Annotated in this window: 11 protein-coding genes; 6 read left to right on the top strand and 5 right to left on the bottom strand. The window is 75.1% G+C overall.

Features of this window, described 5'->3' with window-relative positions; translation table 11 throughout:
* Window positions 1-24: 24 nt before the first annotated feature.
* The 3 genes from HDA31_RS15085 to HDA31_RS15075 are packed head-to-tail and all read right to left on the bottom strand — an operon-like array spanning window position 25 to window position 4,387.
* Entirely contained in the window at window positions 25-957 is a 933-nt protein-coding gene (locus HDA31_RS15085) for a carbohydrate ABC transporter permease (RefSeq protein ID WP_246384619.1), read from the bottom strand.
* Window positions 954-1,952, bottom strand: a complete 999-nt coding sequence (locus tag HDA31_RS15080) for an ABC transporter permease (RefSeq protein ID WP_074476101.1) — start codon at window positions 1,950-1,952, stop codon at window positions 954-956. The genes HDA31_RS15085 and HDA31_RS15080 overlap by 4 nt, the downstream gene beginning before the upstream one ends.
* Window positions 1,953-1,981: 29 nt before the next feature.
* A complete protein-coding gene (locus tag HDA31_RS15075; protein WP_178064734.1) occupies window positions 1,982-4,387 on the bottom strand; it encodes a beta-xylosidase/alpha-l-arabinosidase in 2,406 nt (801 codons plus the stop codon).
* Window positions 4,388-4,613: 226 nt separating this feature from the next.
* Between HDA31_RS15075 and HDA31_RS15070 the strand changes: the two genes are divergently transcribed.
* From HDA31_RS15070 to HDA31_RS15055, 4 genes are all read left to right on the top strand, one after another.
* Window positions 4,614-5,654: an acetylxylan esterase gene (locus HDA31_RS15070; RefSeq protein WP_178064735.1), complete on the top strand. Its 1,041-nt coding sequence runs from the start codon at window positions 4,614-4,616 to the stop codon at window positions 5,652-5,654.
* Window positions 5,651-6,859 (top strand): D-mannonate dehydratase ManD, encoded by a 1,209-nt coding sequence (gene manD / locus HDA31_RS15065; RefSeq protein ID WP_178064736.1) that lies wholly within the window; start codon window positions 5,651-5,653, stop codon window positions 6,857-6,859. Before HDA31_RS15070 ends, manD begins: the two co-directional genes overlap by 4 nt.
* 63 nt (window positions 6,860-6,922) lie before the next feature.
* On the top strand, window positions 6,923-8,257 hold the full coding sequence (locus HDA31_RS15060; RefSeq protein ID WP_178064737.1) for an SWIM zinc finger family protein: 1,335 nt from the start codon (window positions 6,923-6,925) through the stop codon (window positions 8,255-8,257).
* Window positions 8,254-10,914, top strand: coding sequence for a DUF6493 family protein (locus HDA31_RS15055; protein ID WP_246384620.1), 2,661 nt, complete (start codon window positions 8,254-8,256; stop codon window positions 10,912-10,914). The genes HDA31_RS15060 and HDA31_RS15055 overlap by 4 nt, the downstream gene beginning before the upstream one ends.
* Window positions 10,915-10,921: 7 nt before the next feature.
* On the opposite strand, the gene HDA31_RS15050 is transcribed toward HDA31_RS15055, so the two are convergent.
* Window positions 10,922-11,725 (bottom strand): IclR family transcriptional regulator domain-containing protein, encoded by an 804-nt coding sequence (locus tag HDA31_RS15050; RefSeq protein ID WP_074476096.1) that lies wholly within the window; start codon window positions 11,723-11,725, stop codon window positions 10,922-10,924.
* 56 nt (window positions 11,726-11,781) lie between these two features.
* Window positions 11,782-13,230, bottom strand: a complete 1,449-nt coding sequence (locus HDA31_RS15045; protein WP_246384621.1) for an amidohydrolase family protein — start codon at window positions 13,228-13,230, stop codon at window positions 11,782-11,784.
* Between the two features lie 281 nt (window positions 13,231-13,511).
* Between HDA31_RS15045 and HDA31_RS15040 the strand changes: the two genes are divergently transcribed.
* Both HDA31_RS15040 and HDA31_RS15035 read left to right on the top strand, forming a co-directional pair.
* Window positions 13,512-14,648: a CaiB/BaiF CoA transferase family protein gene (locus HDA31_RS15040; protein ID WP_178064738.1), complete on the top strand. Its 1,137-nt coding sequence runs from the start codon at window positions 13,512-13,514 to the stop codon at window positions 14,646-14,648.
* Window positions 14,633-15,433 carry a citryl-CoA lyase gene (locus HDA31_RS15035; RefSeq protein ID WP_178064739.1) on the top strand — a complete coding sequence of 267 codons (801 nt, stop codon included), beginning with the start codon at window positions 14,633-14,635 and terminating at the stop codon, window positions 15,431-15,433. Before HDA31_RS15040 ends, HDA31_RS15035 begins: the two co-directional genes overlap by 16 nt.
* Window positions 15,434-15,446 lie beyond the last annotated feature (13 nt).

Below are 15,446 nucleotides of genomic sequence, written 5' to 3'. Positions count from 1 at the left end.
GGGGTGGAGGGGAACCTCGCCGGGCTACCCCTTGACCGCGCCGAGCATCACGCCCGACACGAAGTAGCGCTGGATGAAGGGGTAGACCGCCAGGATGGGCAGGGTGGTGAGCACGATGGTCACCGCCTGCAACGTCGCGGCGGCCTGGACGGCGTCGGACTCGGCCACGCCGCCGGCCGACTGGGCGCCGGTGGCCCCCGCGATGAGGTTGCGCAGGTAGACGGTCACCGGGAACATCTCCTGCTGGTCCAGGTAGAGGAACGCGGTGAACCAGGAGTTCCAGAACGACACGGCGTAGAACAGCACCATCGTGGCGATGATGGCCTTGGACAGCGGCAGCACGATCCGCAGCAGCGTCCCGTACGTGTTCAGCCCGTCGACGGCGGCGGCCTCCTCCAGTTCCTCCGGCAGGCTCTCGAAGAACGCCTTCATCACCAGCAGGTTGAACACGTTGATGGCGTTGGGCACGACCACGGCCCAGATGGTGTTCTTCATGCCCAGGCTGGTGATCAGCACGTAGTTGGGGATGAGCCCGCCGGAGAAGAACATGGTGAACACGGCGATGCCGACCAGCGCCCCGCGCCCCTTGAGCCGCGGCTTCGACAGCACGTACGCGTAGCAGGTGGTCAGCACGATGGAGATGACCGTGGCGACCACCGTGTAGACCACCGTGTTGCGGTAGTTCGTCCAGAACAACGCGTCGGACATCACCAGCTTGTACGTCGTCAGGTTGAACCCGCGCGGGACGAGGTTCACCCGCCCGGCGATGATGTACGCCTCGTCGCTGAGCGAGCGGGCCACGATGTTGACGAACGGGTACAGCGTCACGATCACGACGCCGGTGAGGATGACGGCGTTGACCGCCTGGAAGATCCGGTAGCCCCGGGTGGGGCGGATCCCCTTCGGCCGGCGGGCCACCCGCCGGGTCTCGCCGGTCTCGGCGGCTTCCACGGTCACCACAGGCTCGTCCCCACCGTGCGCTTGGAGATGGCGTTCGCCGACAGGACCAGGGTCAGCCCGATCACGGCCTCGAACAGGCCGATCGCGGCGGCGTAGCTGAAGTTGCTGGACTCGAAGCCCATCCGGTAGAGGTACGTGGAGATCACGTCGCCGGTCGGGTAGGTCAGCGGGTTGTACAGCAGCAGGATCTTCTCGAACCCGACCGCCATGAACGTGCCGATGTTGAGGATCAGCAGCGTCACCATCGTGGGCCGGATGCCGGGCAGCGTCACGTGCCAGGTCTGCCGCCACCGGTTCGCCCCGTCGATGCGGGCCGCCTCGTAGAGATTCTCGTCGATGGTGGTGAGCGCGGCGAGGTAGAGGATGGTGCCCCAGCCGACGGTCTGCCAGACCTCGGAGGAGACGTAGATCGTGCGGAACCACTCCGGCCGTTGCAGGAACGGCACCGCCTCGCCGCCGAGGCCGCGCACGATCTGGTTGACCGTCCCGTCCATCGACGTCAGCTGCATGACCATGGCGGCCACGATCACGATGGACAGGAAGTGCGGCAGGTAGGACACCGACTGCACGAACCGCTTGAGCCGGCGGGCCCGGACCTCGTTGAGCAGCAGCGCCAGCACGATCGGCAGCGGGAAGCAGAACAGCAGGGTCAGCGTCCCCAGCACGAGGGTGTTGGTGAACACGTCCCAGAAGGTCGGGTCGGCCAGGAACAGGCGTATGTAGCGCAGGCCCACCCAGGTCTCGCCGAACAGGCTGCCGCCGGGGGAGAACTTCCGGAAGGCGATCACGTTGCCGGCCATCGGCAGGTAGCGGAAGACCAGGAAGAACAGCAGCGGCGCCACGGCGAGGGAATAGAGCTGCCAGTCCTTGCGCAGCGCCTGCCGCCAGGTGCGGCGTCGACCCCGGCGGCGCGGCGCGGGGCGGCCCGCCGGCGCGGGGGCGTCCCGCGTCGGGGGCACCGGCGGGGGATCGAGGGTGTCGGGGACGGTCATCGACGGCCTCCAGGACGGGGCGGAGGTGCCTAGGCGGACTGCGGGACGGCGGCCGGGGCGACCCGCGCCGTCGACACCAGCCGGCGGTGGTGGCCGACGGCGCGTTCGGCGCCGACGAGGCGCAGCGGGAGGGCGGCGGCGAACTCGCCGCTGGAGCGGCCCAGCCGCAGCTCCACGTCGCCGGGCTCGACGACGCGCCGGCCGTGCGTGCCGGTGAACGACGTGACGTCGGCGGGCACGCCGAACGTCACCCGGGCGCTCTCGCCCGGCGCGAGCGGGACGCGGGCGTAGCCGACCAGGCGGACCACCGGCCGGGTGGTCTGCGCGACCGGGTCGTGCAGGTAGAGCTGGACGACCTCGACGCCGGCCCGGTCGCCGGTGTTGCGGACCGTGACGTCGACCTCGACCTCGCCGTCGACCGCCCAGTCGAGGCGGTCGCCGCCGCCGGCGTCGGCGGTGGGGACGTCGTCGACCCCGCGTACGCCCGCGTCGCTCCACTCGAACGTCGTGTAGCTCAACCCGTGGCCGAACGGGAACGCCGGGGTGGGGTCGACCGACGACACCTCCGACCGGCGGCCCAGCGGCGGGTTGAGATAGGTCGACGGCAGGGCGCCGGCGTCCCGGGGCACGCCGACGGGCAGCCGCCCGGACGGGTTCACCGCGCCGGTGAGCACCTCGGCGATGGCCTGCCCGCCGCGCTGGCCGGGGAAGAACGCCTGCACGACGGCCGCGGCGGCGTCGACCTCGGGCCCGAGCGCGTAGGGCCGCCCGGCCAGCAGCACCAGCACCACGGGCGTGCCCGTGGCGAGCACCGCCCGGACCAGCTCGGGCTGCACCCCGGGCAGCCGCAGGTCGGTGGCGTCGCAGCCCTCGCCGGACGTGCCCCGGCCGAACATCCCGGAGCGGTCGCCGACGGCGAGCACACACACGTCGGCCGCGGCGGCCGCCGCCACGGCCGCGGCGAAGCCGGCGGTGTCGTCGCCGGTGACCGCGCACCCGGGGGCGTGGGTGAGCCCCGGCACCAGGCGGCCGAGGGCCTCGCGCAGGGAGGGCAGCTCCACGCCGAGCCCGTGCTCGGGGTGGCGCACCCCCACGTGGGAGGGGAACGTGTAGCAGCCGAGCATCGCCATCGGGTCGTCGGCGACCGGGCCGACGAGGGCGACGCGGCGGCCGGCGTCCAGCGGCAGCAGCCCGCCGTCGTTGCGCAGCAGCACCACGGACTCGCGGGCCAGGCGCAGGGCCACCTCCTGCGCGCCCGCGTCGTCGAGGCGCAGCCCGTCGACGCCGTCGGGCAGCGGCCGCCAGCCCTCGTCGAGCAGGCCCAGCTCGGCCTTCTGCGCCAGCACCCGGCGCAGCGCCCGGTCGACGAGCGCCTCGTCGACCGCGCCGGCCCGGACCGCCTCGACCAGCGGGGGACCGAACGCGTCCACGGTGGGCAGCTCCACGTCGATCCCGGCGCGCAGGGCCAGCCGCGCCGCCTCGACGCCGTCGGCGGCGACCCGGTGCAGCGTCTGGAGGAAGCGTACCGCGAAGTAGTCGGCGACCACCGTGCCGGTGAAGCCCCACTCGTCGCGCAGCAGCCGGGTCAGCAGGCCCTCGTCGGCGGCGGCGGGCAGGCCGTCGATCTCGGCGTAGGAGTGCATCACCGAACGGGCGCCGCCGAGGCGCAGCGCCATCTCGAACGGCGGCAGGATCACGTCGGCCAGCTCCCGGCGACCCATCGACACCGGGGCCAGGTTGCGTCCGCCGCGCGAGGCCGAGTAGCCCGCGAAGTGCTTGAGGGTGGCGACGATGCCGGCGGCCTCCAGGCCGCGCACGTAGGCCGCGCCGGTCGTCCCGACCAGGTACGGGTCTTCGCCGATGGTCTCCTCGGTGCGGCCCCACCGGTAGTCGCGGGTGACGTCGAGCACCGGCGCGAGCCCCTGGTGGACCCCGGCCGCCCGCATCGACCGGCCGATGTGGCCGGCCATCTGCTCGACCAGCTCGGGGTCGAAGGACGCGCCCCAGCCCAGGGGCGTCGGGTACACGGTCGCGCGCCAGGCGGCGAAGCCGGTGAGGCACTCCTCGTGCACCTGCGCGGGGATGCCGAACCGGCTCGCCGCCGCGATCTCGGCCTGGGACGCGGCCAGCGAGCGCGCGCCGGCCACGGGGTCGACCGGCGCGGTGCCGAACGGCCGGGTCAGCTGGCCGAGCCCGTGCCGGATGACGTCGTCCCACCGCAGCTCGCCGTCGACCATGTCGGCCTGGTGCGGCGCGACCCCCTCGCCGGAGGCGTCGGCGCCGACCCACACCCCGACCAGTTGGGCGACCTTCTCCTCCAGCGACATCAGCGGCAGCAGGGCGTCGGCGCGCTCGGTCGGGCTCAGCCGCGGGTCGCGCCACCGCGCGGCGTCCGGGGACGCCTCCGCGTCGTGCACGGGCAGCTGACTGTTCATGCCACACCCCTTCGGTCGGGCCCGGGAGGCTCCCCGGTGGCCCGCGACGACTGACGACGGCGAGCCGGCCCGAAATTTTTCGGAAATCTCCGCGTGACCTATTTCGGGCAACTTAAGGGCCTTAAATGGGCATGTCAAGGCTCGTCCCGCCCGAAGCGGATCGACGGTGGTCATCGTACCCGGGCATCGCGCATGGTACAGTCCTCGAAAATTTCGGAGAGGTTCCATGCCCCAGTTCGACCTGCCCCTCGACCAGCTCCGGCAGTACGTCCCCGCCGTGGCCGAGCCCGCCGACTTCGACGCCTTCTGGCGGGCCACCCTCGCGGCGGCGGCCGAGCACCCCGTGCTCGGCGAGGTCCGGCCCGAGCCGACCCACCTGCGCCTGGTCGACACCTGGGACGTCACGTTCGCCGGCTACGGCGGTGACCCGGTGCGGGCCTGGTACACCCGGCCCGCCGGGGCGGCCGGGCCGCTGCCCGCCGTCGTGGAGTACGTCGGCTACGGGCGCGGCCGGGGCCTGCCGCACGAGCGCCTCACCTGGCCGGTGGCCGGCTACGCGCACCTGCTGATGGACGCCCGGGGCCAGTCCGGCCACTACGCGGCCGGCGACACCCCCGACCCGCGCGCCGGCGCCCCGGGCGGCCCCTGGCCGGTGACCTGGGGCATCCTCGCGCCCGAGAACTACTACTACCGGCGGTTGATCACCGACGCCGTGCGGGCCGTGCAGGCGGCCCGCGCGCTGCCGGGCGTCGACCCCGGCCGGGTCGTCGTCGCCGGCAACAGCCAGGGCGGGGGGCTCGCCCTCGCGGTGGCGGGCCTCGTCGACGACCTGGCGGCCCTGATCACCACCGCGCCCTTCCTGTGCCACGTCCAGCGGGCCATCGAGATCACCGACGCCGAGCCGTACGGCGAGATCGCCCGCTACCTCGCCGCCGACCGGACGGCCGAGGACGCGGTGCGGCGCACCCTGTCCTACGTCGACGGCGTCGCCTTCGCCCGCCGGGCGGTCGCGCCCGCGCACTTCGGCGTCGGCCTGCGCGACACCGTGTGCCCGCCGAGCACCGTGTTCGCCGCCCACAACCAGTACGGCGTCGCCAACGGCCGGCCGGGGCCGCCGCGGCGGGTGATGCACGTCTACCCGTTCAACGGCCACGAGGGCGGGGAGGCGGTGCAGGTCCGCCGGCAGCTCGCGTGGCTCGCCGGGGTGCTCGCCGCGCCGGGCGACGCCACCGGCCCCGCCACCGAGACGACGGAGGAGACCGCGTGAGGATCGTCGACGCCCGGGTCATCGTGACCTGCCCGGGCCGCAACTTCGTCACCCTCAAGATCGTCACCGACGAGGGTGTCACCGGGGTCGGCGACGCCACCCTCAACGGCCGCGAGCTGGCCGTCGAGGCGTACCTGCGCGAGCACGTGGTGCCGCTGCTGATCGGGCGCGACCCGGCCCGGATCGAGGACACCTGGCAGTACCTCTACCAGGGGGCGTACTGGCGGCGCGGCCCGGTCACCATGAGCGCCGTCGCGGCGGTGGACACCGCGCTGTGGGACATCAAGGGCAAGGTCGCCGGCCTGCCGGTCTACCAGCTGCTCGGCGGCCGGTCCCGCGAGGGCGTCACCGTCTACGGCCACGCCAACGGCGAGACCGTGGACGAGGTGCTGGCCGAGGTGGCCCGCTTCGTCGACCTCGGCTACCGGGCGGTGCGCGTGCAGTGCGGCGTGCCGGGCCTGGCCAAGACGTACGGCGTCAGCGCCGACAAGATGTTCTACGAGCCGGCCGACGCGGCGCTGCCCACCGAGACGGTCTGGTCGACGGCCCGCTACCTGGCCCACACCCCCGACGTGTTCGCCCGGGTCCGCGAGGAGTTCGGCCCGACCCTGCGGCTGCTGCACGACGTGCACCACCGGCTCACCCCCATCGAGGCGGCCCGGCTCGGCCGCAGCCTGGAGCCGTACGCGCTGACCTGGCTGGAGGACCCGGTCCCCGCCGAGTTCCAGGAGGGCTTCCGGCTCATCCGGCAGCACACCACCACGCCGATCGCCACCGGCGAGGTGTTCAACTCCGTCTGGGACGCCACCACGCTCATCCGTGAGCAGCTCATCGACTACGTCCGCACCACCGTGGTCCGGGCCGGCGGCATCACCCACCTGCGGCGCATCTTCGACTACGCCGCGCTGCACCACGTGCGCAGCGGCTCGCACGGCGCGACCGACCTGTCGCCGGTCTGCCTGGCCGCCGCCCTGCACCTGGACATCGCGATCCCGAACTTCGGCCTCCAGGAGTACATGCGGCACACCGAGGAGACCGACGCGGTCTTCCCGCACGGCTACCACTTCGCCGACGGCTACCTGCACCCCGCCGAGGCCCCGGGGCTCGGGGTGGACATCGACGAGGAGGCCGCGGCCCGCTACCCCTACTCCCCGGCGTACCTGCCGGTCAACCGGCTGGAGGACGGCACCCTGCACCCCTGGTGACGCCGCCGGCCGGCAAGCCCCGCGAGGGCGCGGTGTCGGGGGGATCTTGTAGCGTCCGGGCCCGTGAGCGCCCAACAGACGTACAGGTACCTCGGATCCTCCGCCCTGAGCCGGTCCGGCCTCGCCCTGTCCACCAGCGGCGGGCCCGCGCCGAACCCCCGCTTCTTCAGCGGCTTCCTCACCACACCGCAGGCCGCCGCCGTCGGGCTGCTCGCGGTCGCCGAGGTCGCCCGCACCCGCTACTTCCGGCCGGTGAGCCCGGCCAGCCTCGACCCGGTGGTCACGGGCAGCCGCGACCGGCTGCGCTTCGAGTCGTTCTCCGGCTGCTGCGGCGTCTACGCCCGCCTGGACGCCCTGCCCGAGGGGCTCGACGGCGACGTGCTGGAACACGGCACCACCAACGTGGACGTCAACAACCCGCTGCGCGAGGCGCTGTCGCGCGTCGGCGGCCTCGACCCGCTGCGCCTGTCCGTCGGCCCCGACGACCTCACCGTGGAGACGATGGACGGCGCGGTCGTGGAGAAGAAGGTGCCGCTGCCGCAGCGGTGGCTGCGCGGCTTCGCCGAGGTGCAGGTGCTCGCCGCCGGGTTCGAGCCGCGCGCCCAGCTCCCGGCGGCCGAGGCGGCGGCGTTCCTGCGCCGGCTGCCCACCGCCACGGACCGGTCGGTGCTCTGGGCCGTGCCCGCCGGGCGGAGCCTGCGGCTGACCTCCCGGCCCGTGGCCGGCGCGGTCTGCCTGGCCGGCGCGGGCCGGCTCGCCGCCCTGCGCGGCCTGCTGCGCCACGCCCGCACCCTGACCGTCTACGGCCCGACCGTCGCGCCCGGCGTCGGGGCGCTGCCCAGCACCTGGGAGCTGGACACCGGGGCGCTGCGGCTGTCGCTGACCCTGTCGCCCGAGCCCTACCGGGGCTTCTCCGGCGAGGGTGCCGCGCTGGCCGCCCTGGCCGGCGACGACGTCGCCGACGACGCCGAGCTGGTTTCGGCGCTGCTGGCCTGGGACCCGACGATCGACGTGGACGCCCTGGCGACCTCCGCCGGCCTCGACGCGGCCCGGGTGCGGGGCGCCCTCGCCCAGCTCGGCACCGCCGGCCGGGTCGGCTACGACGTCGCCGAGGCGGCGTACTTCCACCGCGTGATGCCCTACGACGCCGGCCGGGCCGAGCGCGACAACCCCCGCCTGGTGGGCGCGCGGGCGCTGGTCGAGTCCGGCGCCGTCGACCCCGACGACGCCGGGGCCACCGTCCGCAGCGCGGGCCAGGTCTACCGGGTCCGGCGGCTCGCCGACGACGCGTACACCTGCACCTGCCCCTGGTGGGCCAAGCACCGCGGCCAGCGCGGGCCGTGCAAGCACGCGCTGGCCACCCGGATGGCGGGCGTCGGCGAGCGGGAGGCGGTGTGAAGTCCACGGTCCGGCGTCGGCGGGAGCTGGCGGCCGGCGGCAGCAGCGACCTGTTCGACCTCGTCGACGCCGGGTCGGCCGACCTCGTCGCCGTGGCCCTGACCGGGCTGCCCGAGCAGCGCCGCCGGGCCGTCGGCGTCGAGCTGACCGAGTGGTTCAAGACGCACCGGTCCACCTTCTGGGGCAGCGCCAAGGGCACCGCCCTGGCCGTCGCCGTGGTCGGCTGCCTGCCCACGGCCGCCCAGGCCGCCGCGCTGCTGAGCCGCCGGTCCGTCGCCATCGACGGCGACCGGGCGGCCCGGCTCGTCCGCGTCGTCGCCGTCGAGCGGGGCATCGACTGGCTGCCCGAGCTGGCCCGCCGGATGGCCGACAAGCTGACCCGCGACGTCTGGCTCGGGCACTGGCGGTTCGTCGCCGGGTTGCTGCCCGCCGACGCCGCGCCGCCGACCGGGGAGCGCTTCGTCGAGCTGTGGGTGCAATCGCTGGGCACTCCCGACCGCCGCCGCGGCGCGCCCGTGCCGCTGGTCGACCGGCTGCGCGCCGACCCGCTGCTGCCCGCGCTGCTGCCCCGGCTGTTCGAGATCGACGGGCTCGGCGGGCCGATGATGTTCGACGAGGTCCACACCGACTGGGAGAACCGGCGGCGTCACGTCCTGCCGACCGCGCTCGCGCAGCTCGCCGCCGAGGGCGTCGTCGACCGGGCCGCCCTGCTCGACGGCGCGCTCGGCCGGCTCCTGCGTGGCGACCGCCCGGCCGCGCTGCGCGCGTTCACCGTCCTGCTCGACGAGCTCCAGCCCGGCACGCAGGAGGTCGCCGCCCGCGCCACCGACTACCTGCGGCTGCTCGCCGACGCCCCGGCGCCCGTCGCCGTCATGGCGCAGAAGGCCCTGCGCGCCCTGCCCGACCCCGAGCCGGAGGCGGTGCTCGCGGCCTCCCGCGAGGTGCTGCTGCGCCCCGACAAGGCGCTGGTGCGCGGCCAGCTCACCTGGCTCGACCGGCTCGCCCGCCGGCACCCGGACCGCGCGGCCCAGATCGCCGAGGTGATCGCCGTCGCGGCGGGGCACCCCGCCGTCGACGTGCGCGACCGGGCGGCGGCCCTGACCGCCCGGCACGGTCCCACCCCGGCCGCCGGCGGTCCCGCCCCGGCCGCCGAACCGGCGTCGGCCGGCGGTCCGGCGGTCGCCGGCGCGCGCGGCGACGACCTGCCCCACCCCGGGCCGCCCGCGCCCGCGCCGGCCCCGATCACCGACCTCGACGAGCTCACCGAGGAGGTCGCCGCGCTCGTCGGCACCGAACACCGCGGCGAGCCCCTCGACCGGATCCTCGACGGGCTGGTCCGGCTCGCCCCCACCGACGGCCCGCGGCTGCGCGCCGCGCTCGACCCCGTCCTCGCCCGCAGGCACTGGGCCTGGGCCGCCGAGCACAGCTGGGACCCGTGCTGCCTGTGCGGCCTCGTCAGCGACCTGCTGGAGACCGCCGGGGAGCCCCGCCCGGCCGCCCCGCAGCGCGGCCGGTGGGCCGCGCTGCTCGCCGCCGTGCGACGCACCGACCCGCAGGGGCCGCCGCGCGAGCTGACCGTCACCGACCCCCGGGTGCCGGCGCCGCACGCCCTGCTGCGCGCCCGCCTCGCCGAGGTCGGCCACCACCTCGGCGAGCCCGGCCACCCCGGCCTGCTCGCCGCCCCCACCTCGGCCAACGGCGCGCTCGACCCGCTGGCCCTGCTGGAACGGCTCACGGCGCTCGGCGAGCGCCAGCCCTGGCGGTGGGACCTCACCCAGGCGCTGCTGCGGCTGCCCACCGGCGTCGACGACACCCTCGCCGGCAAGGCGGAGGCGCTGCGCACCCCGGCCGGCGACCGGGTGGCCGCCTGGCTGCGCGCCGGCGGGCTGCCCGACCCGGTCGCCCGGCTCGTCCCGCTCGCCCGCCGCCCCCGCAAGGTCGGCTACGACTGGCAGCACGACCAGCTCCCGCCCCGGCGGATCGCGGTCGAGCTGCGTCCCCCGGCCGGCTACCCCGACCCGTACGGGCTGCTGACCGTCGACCCGCCGCCGATGGAGACGGACCACGCCACCTGGGCACGGATGTGGCCGTCGGTGCTGCCGCACCACCTCGGCGTCGTCGCCGCGTACGTGCTGCCGCAGGTGACCGCCGCCGCCGACCTGGACCGGCGCGACGGCGCGCTGGCGCTGCCCCTGCTCGCCGAGTGCGGCGGCCCCGGCGGGCCCGCCGTCGACGTGGCGCTGGCCTACGGGCTCGCCGCGCGCCACGGCGTCGACCGGGTCGCCACGCTGGACGCCCTGCTCGGCCTGGCCGCGACGGGCCGGCTGGACGCCGCCGGGGTGGGCGCGCGGCTGGGTGACCTGGGCGCGGGCCAGCTGGTGAAGCTGACCCGGGCCGTCGAGCCGCTGCGCGACGCGGCCGGCGCAGGCGCGCCGCTGAGCGTGTGGCGACTGCTCGCCGCGGCGCTGCCGCCGCTGCTCGCCGCGGCGACCCCGCCCCGGGGCCTGCCCGACCTGCTGACCCTGGCCGCCGAGACGGCCACGGCCACCGGGGTGCGCATCGAGGTGCCGGGGCTGGCCGAGGTTGCCGGGCGCGGCGGGACGAGCCGGGTGGTGACCGAGGCGCGCCGCCTGCACCGGGCGCTCGCCGCCGGCTGACCGCCGGTCAGCCGGCGGCGGGAGCGGCGAGCGGGACGCTGTCGCGCAGCGCCCAGTCGCGGCTGATGTCGGCGGCGGTGCGCAGCAGGCGCGGCAGGTGCTCGTCGACCAGGGTCTCCACGCTGGTGTCCGCCGCGTGCACGGTCACGTTCAGCGCGGCGACGATGCGGCCGTCGCCGTTGCGGACGCCGGTGGCCACCGAGCGGATGCCGGGGGCGAGGTCCTGGTCGGCGAGCGCCCAGCCCTTGGCCCGCACGTCGCGCAGCGCCCGGTCCAGCTCGGCCCGGTCCGGCTGCCACCGCGAGACGACCCCGGAGCGGCCCGGCTCCGCCAGGGCCCGGTCCAGGTCGGCGGGGTCGAGCGCGGCGAGCAGGACCTTGCCCATCGACGTGGCGGGGGCGGGGAAGCGGGTGCCGATGGTCACCGCCAGGGTGACGATCTTCGGTACGGCGACCCGCGCGACGTAGACGATGTCGCCCCCGTCGAGCTGGGCCATCGAGGTGGACTCGCCGGTCTGCCCGACGAGCCGCTGCATGTGCGGCCGGGCGACGTCCCACATGGTCAGCGAGTTGATGTAGGACATGCCGAGCTCCAACACCCGGGGGGTGAGCGCATAGCCCCGGTCGGCGACCCGGACGTAGCCGAGCTCCTCCAGGGTGAGCAGGATGCGGCGGACGGTGGGCCGGGCCAGGCCGGTGACGCCCGCGACCTCGCTGAGCGTCATCACCGCCTGGCCCGGCCGGAAGCAGCGCAGCACGTCGAGCCCGCGGGCCAGGGCCTCGATGAAGTCCGGTCCCGCCTCGCGTGCCATCGGGCTCCCTCCGTCCGTGCTCGACCGGCCGCCCGGGCGGTCACCCGGGCGGCAGGCTAATGCTTCCACTGGGCCGAGCCGGCGTCCCACTCGGTGTACGTGTACGGGTTGTCGAGCACCGCGGTGGCCGGGATGTCGGGGTTCATGCCCGTGCGCCACGCCTCCTCGCCCATGGCGTCCATCAGGTACGACACCGTCGCCTCGACCCCGCGCCGCGCGGCGGCCAGGTCCACCCCGACCAGCCGGTGCTCGTGCTTGACCACCCGGCCGTCGACCAGCACGGTGTGCACGTCGCCGCGCTGCGCCTGGAAGGCCACGTGCCCGTACGGGTTGAGCAGCGGGAACATCACCGGCGAGGCGTCGTTCTTGAGCAGCACCACGTCGGCCCTGCGGCCAACCTGGAGGCTGCCCACCTGCGAGTCCATGCCGAGCGCGCGGCTGCCGCCCCGGGTGGCCCAGTCGACGACGTGCTCGGCGCGCAGGTGGGCGTGGGTGACGGTCTCCTGGCGGGCGTGCGCGTCGAGGTGCTCCCGGGCGCGGTCCGCGCCGAGGGTGGCGCGCATGGCCGAGAAGAGGTCCCCGCTCCACCAGACGCTGGTGTCCATCGACAGCGACACGCCGATGCCGTGCCGGCGCAGCGCCCAGGTGGGCGGGTAGCCCTGGCCGGCGCTCTGCTCGCTCTCGGTGGAGACCGACACGGAGCCGCCGGTGGCGGCGATGCGGTGGTACGAGTCGGGGTTCAGCGTCGCCGCGTGCACGTAGACCGTGGACGGCGTCATGAAGCCGTGCTCGTGCATGAGCCGGATGCCGTCGTCGTTGGTGGCGCCCCACACCCCGGCGTGGGTGGTCACCGGCACGTCCAGCTCCCGGGCGACCTCGAAGGCGGCCTTCTCGGGGAACGACGGGTCGCCGGTGACGTCGAAGGCGAGCTGGAAGCCGAGGCGGCCCCCGTCGATGCGGCGGCGGTGGAAGTCGCGGAACTCGGTGCTGGTGGCCCACTCCCAGGGGCCCTGCTGGATGTTGCCGTAGGCGAGGACGAACCGGCCGGGCACGGATTCGAGGGCGTCGGCCGCCGCGTCGGCGTGCTCGACGGTGCGCAGGCCGTGCGACCAGTCGACGGTGGTGGTGACCCCGGCGTCGATCGCCTCCAGGGCGGCGAGCACGTTGCCGGCGTGCACGTCCTCGGGGCGGAACAGCCGGCCGTGGTCCAGGTAGTACCAGACGAAGTACTGGGTGAGGGTCCAGTCGGCGCCGTAGCCGCGCATGGCCGTCTGCCACATGTGCCGGTGCGTGTCGATCATCCCGGGCATGAGGATCCCGCCGGTGGCGTCGATCTCTACCGCGTCGGCGGGTGCTTCGAGGCCGACGCCCACGGCCGCGATGCGGCTGCCGACGACGAGGACGTCGGCGTCCGGCAGCACCGTGTGCCGGTCGTCCATGGTCAGCACCAGCCCGTTGCGGAACACCACCGGCCGGCCGTGCGCCATCGGGTCGCCTGCGCTCATCGCGGCCACCACCCCTTCCCGGGTCGGGGCCCGCCCATCCTGCGGACGGATGTCCGCTCAGCGGTCGGCGAGCCGATTGGCGCAAGTGTGTTCCGGGCCACGAGGCATGTCAAGAACGTGTTTCGGTACCGGCCATACTAGCCCCTTGCCGGGCATTTCGGTCAGGCGAGGTGTCCAGCGTATTGCCAGCGTGCGGCCGTTGACAGCGGCACGGCGGGCGGCAAGACTGGCGAAGCGGCGGACGCTTGTCCGCCTAGCGGTCGAGGAGGGGTGATCGGGTCATGGGGGAGCAACGCTCGGGGCCACTGGACGGGCTCCTCGTCGCGGACTTCTCGCGCATCCTCGCCGGGCCCTACGCGACGATGCTGCTGGCCGACCTCGGCGCGCAGGTGATCAAGGTGGAGGGCCCGGCCGGCGACGACACCCGCACCTGGATGCCGCCGGTGCGCGACGAGGTCTCCACCTACTACCTCGGCATCAACCGCAACAAGCGCTCGATCGCCCTGGACCTGAAGGACCCCGCCGACCTCGACGTCGCCCGGCGGCTCGCCGCCCGCGCCGACGTCATGATCGAGAACTTCCGGCCCGGCGGCCTGACCCGCTTCGCCCTGGACTACGACACCGTCGCCGCCGGCAACTCCCGCGTCGTCTACGCCTCCATCAGCGGCTTCGGCACCGGCGCGGGCGCGAACTACCCCGGCTACGACCTGATGGTCCAGGCGATCTCCGGCCTGATGAGCCTCACCGGTGATCCCGACGGCCCGCCCTACCGGGCCGGGATCTCCGTGTTCGACGTGATGGCCGGCCTGCACGCCAGCATCGGCATCCTCGCCGCCCTGCACCACCGCGCCCGCACCGGCACCGGCCAGCACGTCGAGGTCAACCTGCTCTCCTCGGCCCTGTCCGGCCTGGTCAACCACAGCAGCGGGTACGTCGCGGGCGGCACCGTGCCGTTCCGGATGGGCAACGCCCACCCGAGCCTGTTCCCCTACGAGCCGCTGCCCACCGCCGACGGCGAGCTCATCGTCATCGCCGGCAACGACGGGCAGTTCCGCAAGCTGTGCCAGGTGCTCGACCTGCCCGACCTGCCCGACGACCCCCGCTTCGGCCGCAACCAGGACCGCACCGCCCACCGCGAGGCCCTGCGCCCGATCCTCGTCGAGCGGCTGGCCCGGCGCACCAAGGACGAGTGGTTCCGCGACCTGCTCGCCGCCGGGGTGCCCTGCGCCCCCATCAACACCATCGACGGCGGGGTCGCCCTGGCCGAGGAGCTCGGCCTCGACCCCGTGGTCACCGTCGGCGACGTGCCCGGCGTCCGCAACCCGATCACCTTCTCCGACACCCCGGCCCGGTACGAGCTGCCGCCGCCGGGTCTCGACGAGCACGGCGAGGAGATCCGCGCATGGCTGACCAGCTGAGCTTCCCCACCTCCCTCGGCACCTCCGACCCGACCACGATCCGGCTGCTCGGCCACGACCTCGCCGCCGACCTGATGGGCTCGGTCGGGTTCGGCGAGCTGGCCTACTGGCTGGTCGCCGGCCGCCGTCCCACCCCGGGCGAGGTGCGCGTGTTCGAGGCCGTGCTGGTGGCGCTCGCCGACCACGGCTTCACCCCGACCGCGATCGCCGCCCGGCTGACGTACCTCAGCGCGCCGGAGTCCCTCCAGGGCGCGCTCGCCGCCGGCCTGCTCGGCGGCGGCTCCCGCTTCCTCGGCGTCACCGAGGACTGCGGGCGTTTCCTCGCCGACACCCTCTCCGCCGCCGACGACGCCGCGGCGACCGCCGCCGGGCCCGGCGACTGGGACGCCATCGCCCTCGACGCGGTGCGCCGCGCCCGCGCCGACAGGCGCCTCGTCCCCGGGCTGGGCCACCCGGTGCACAAGGAGCGGGACCCGCGCACGCCGGTGCTGATCCGCATCGCCGAGGAGGAGGGCCTGCGCGGGCCGCACCTGCGCCTGTTCGAGGCCATCGGCCGGGTCCACCCGCAGGTGCTGGGGCGCACCCTGCCGCTCAACGGGGCCGGCGTGTGCGGCGCGGCGCTGGCCGACCTGGGCCTGCCCGTCGAGCTGCTGCGCGGCTTCGCCCTGCTCGCCCGCGCCGCCGGGCTGCTCGGCCACCTGGCCGAGGAGCGCCGCGACCCGATCGGCATGGACGTCTACCTCGCCGTCGACCGCAACGCCGTCTACCAACCACCCGAGAGCTGACCGTCAAGGAGCC

This window comes from Micromonospora carbonacea, from assembly GCF_014205165.1.
GTDB classification, from domain to species: domain Bacteria; phylum Actinomycetota; class Actinomycetes; order Mycobacteriales; family Micromonosporaceae; genus Micromonospora; species Micromonospora carbonacea.
This window is presented reverse-complemented; position numbering and strand designations above follow the sequence as displayed.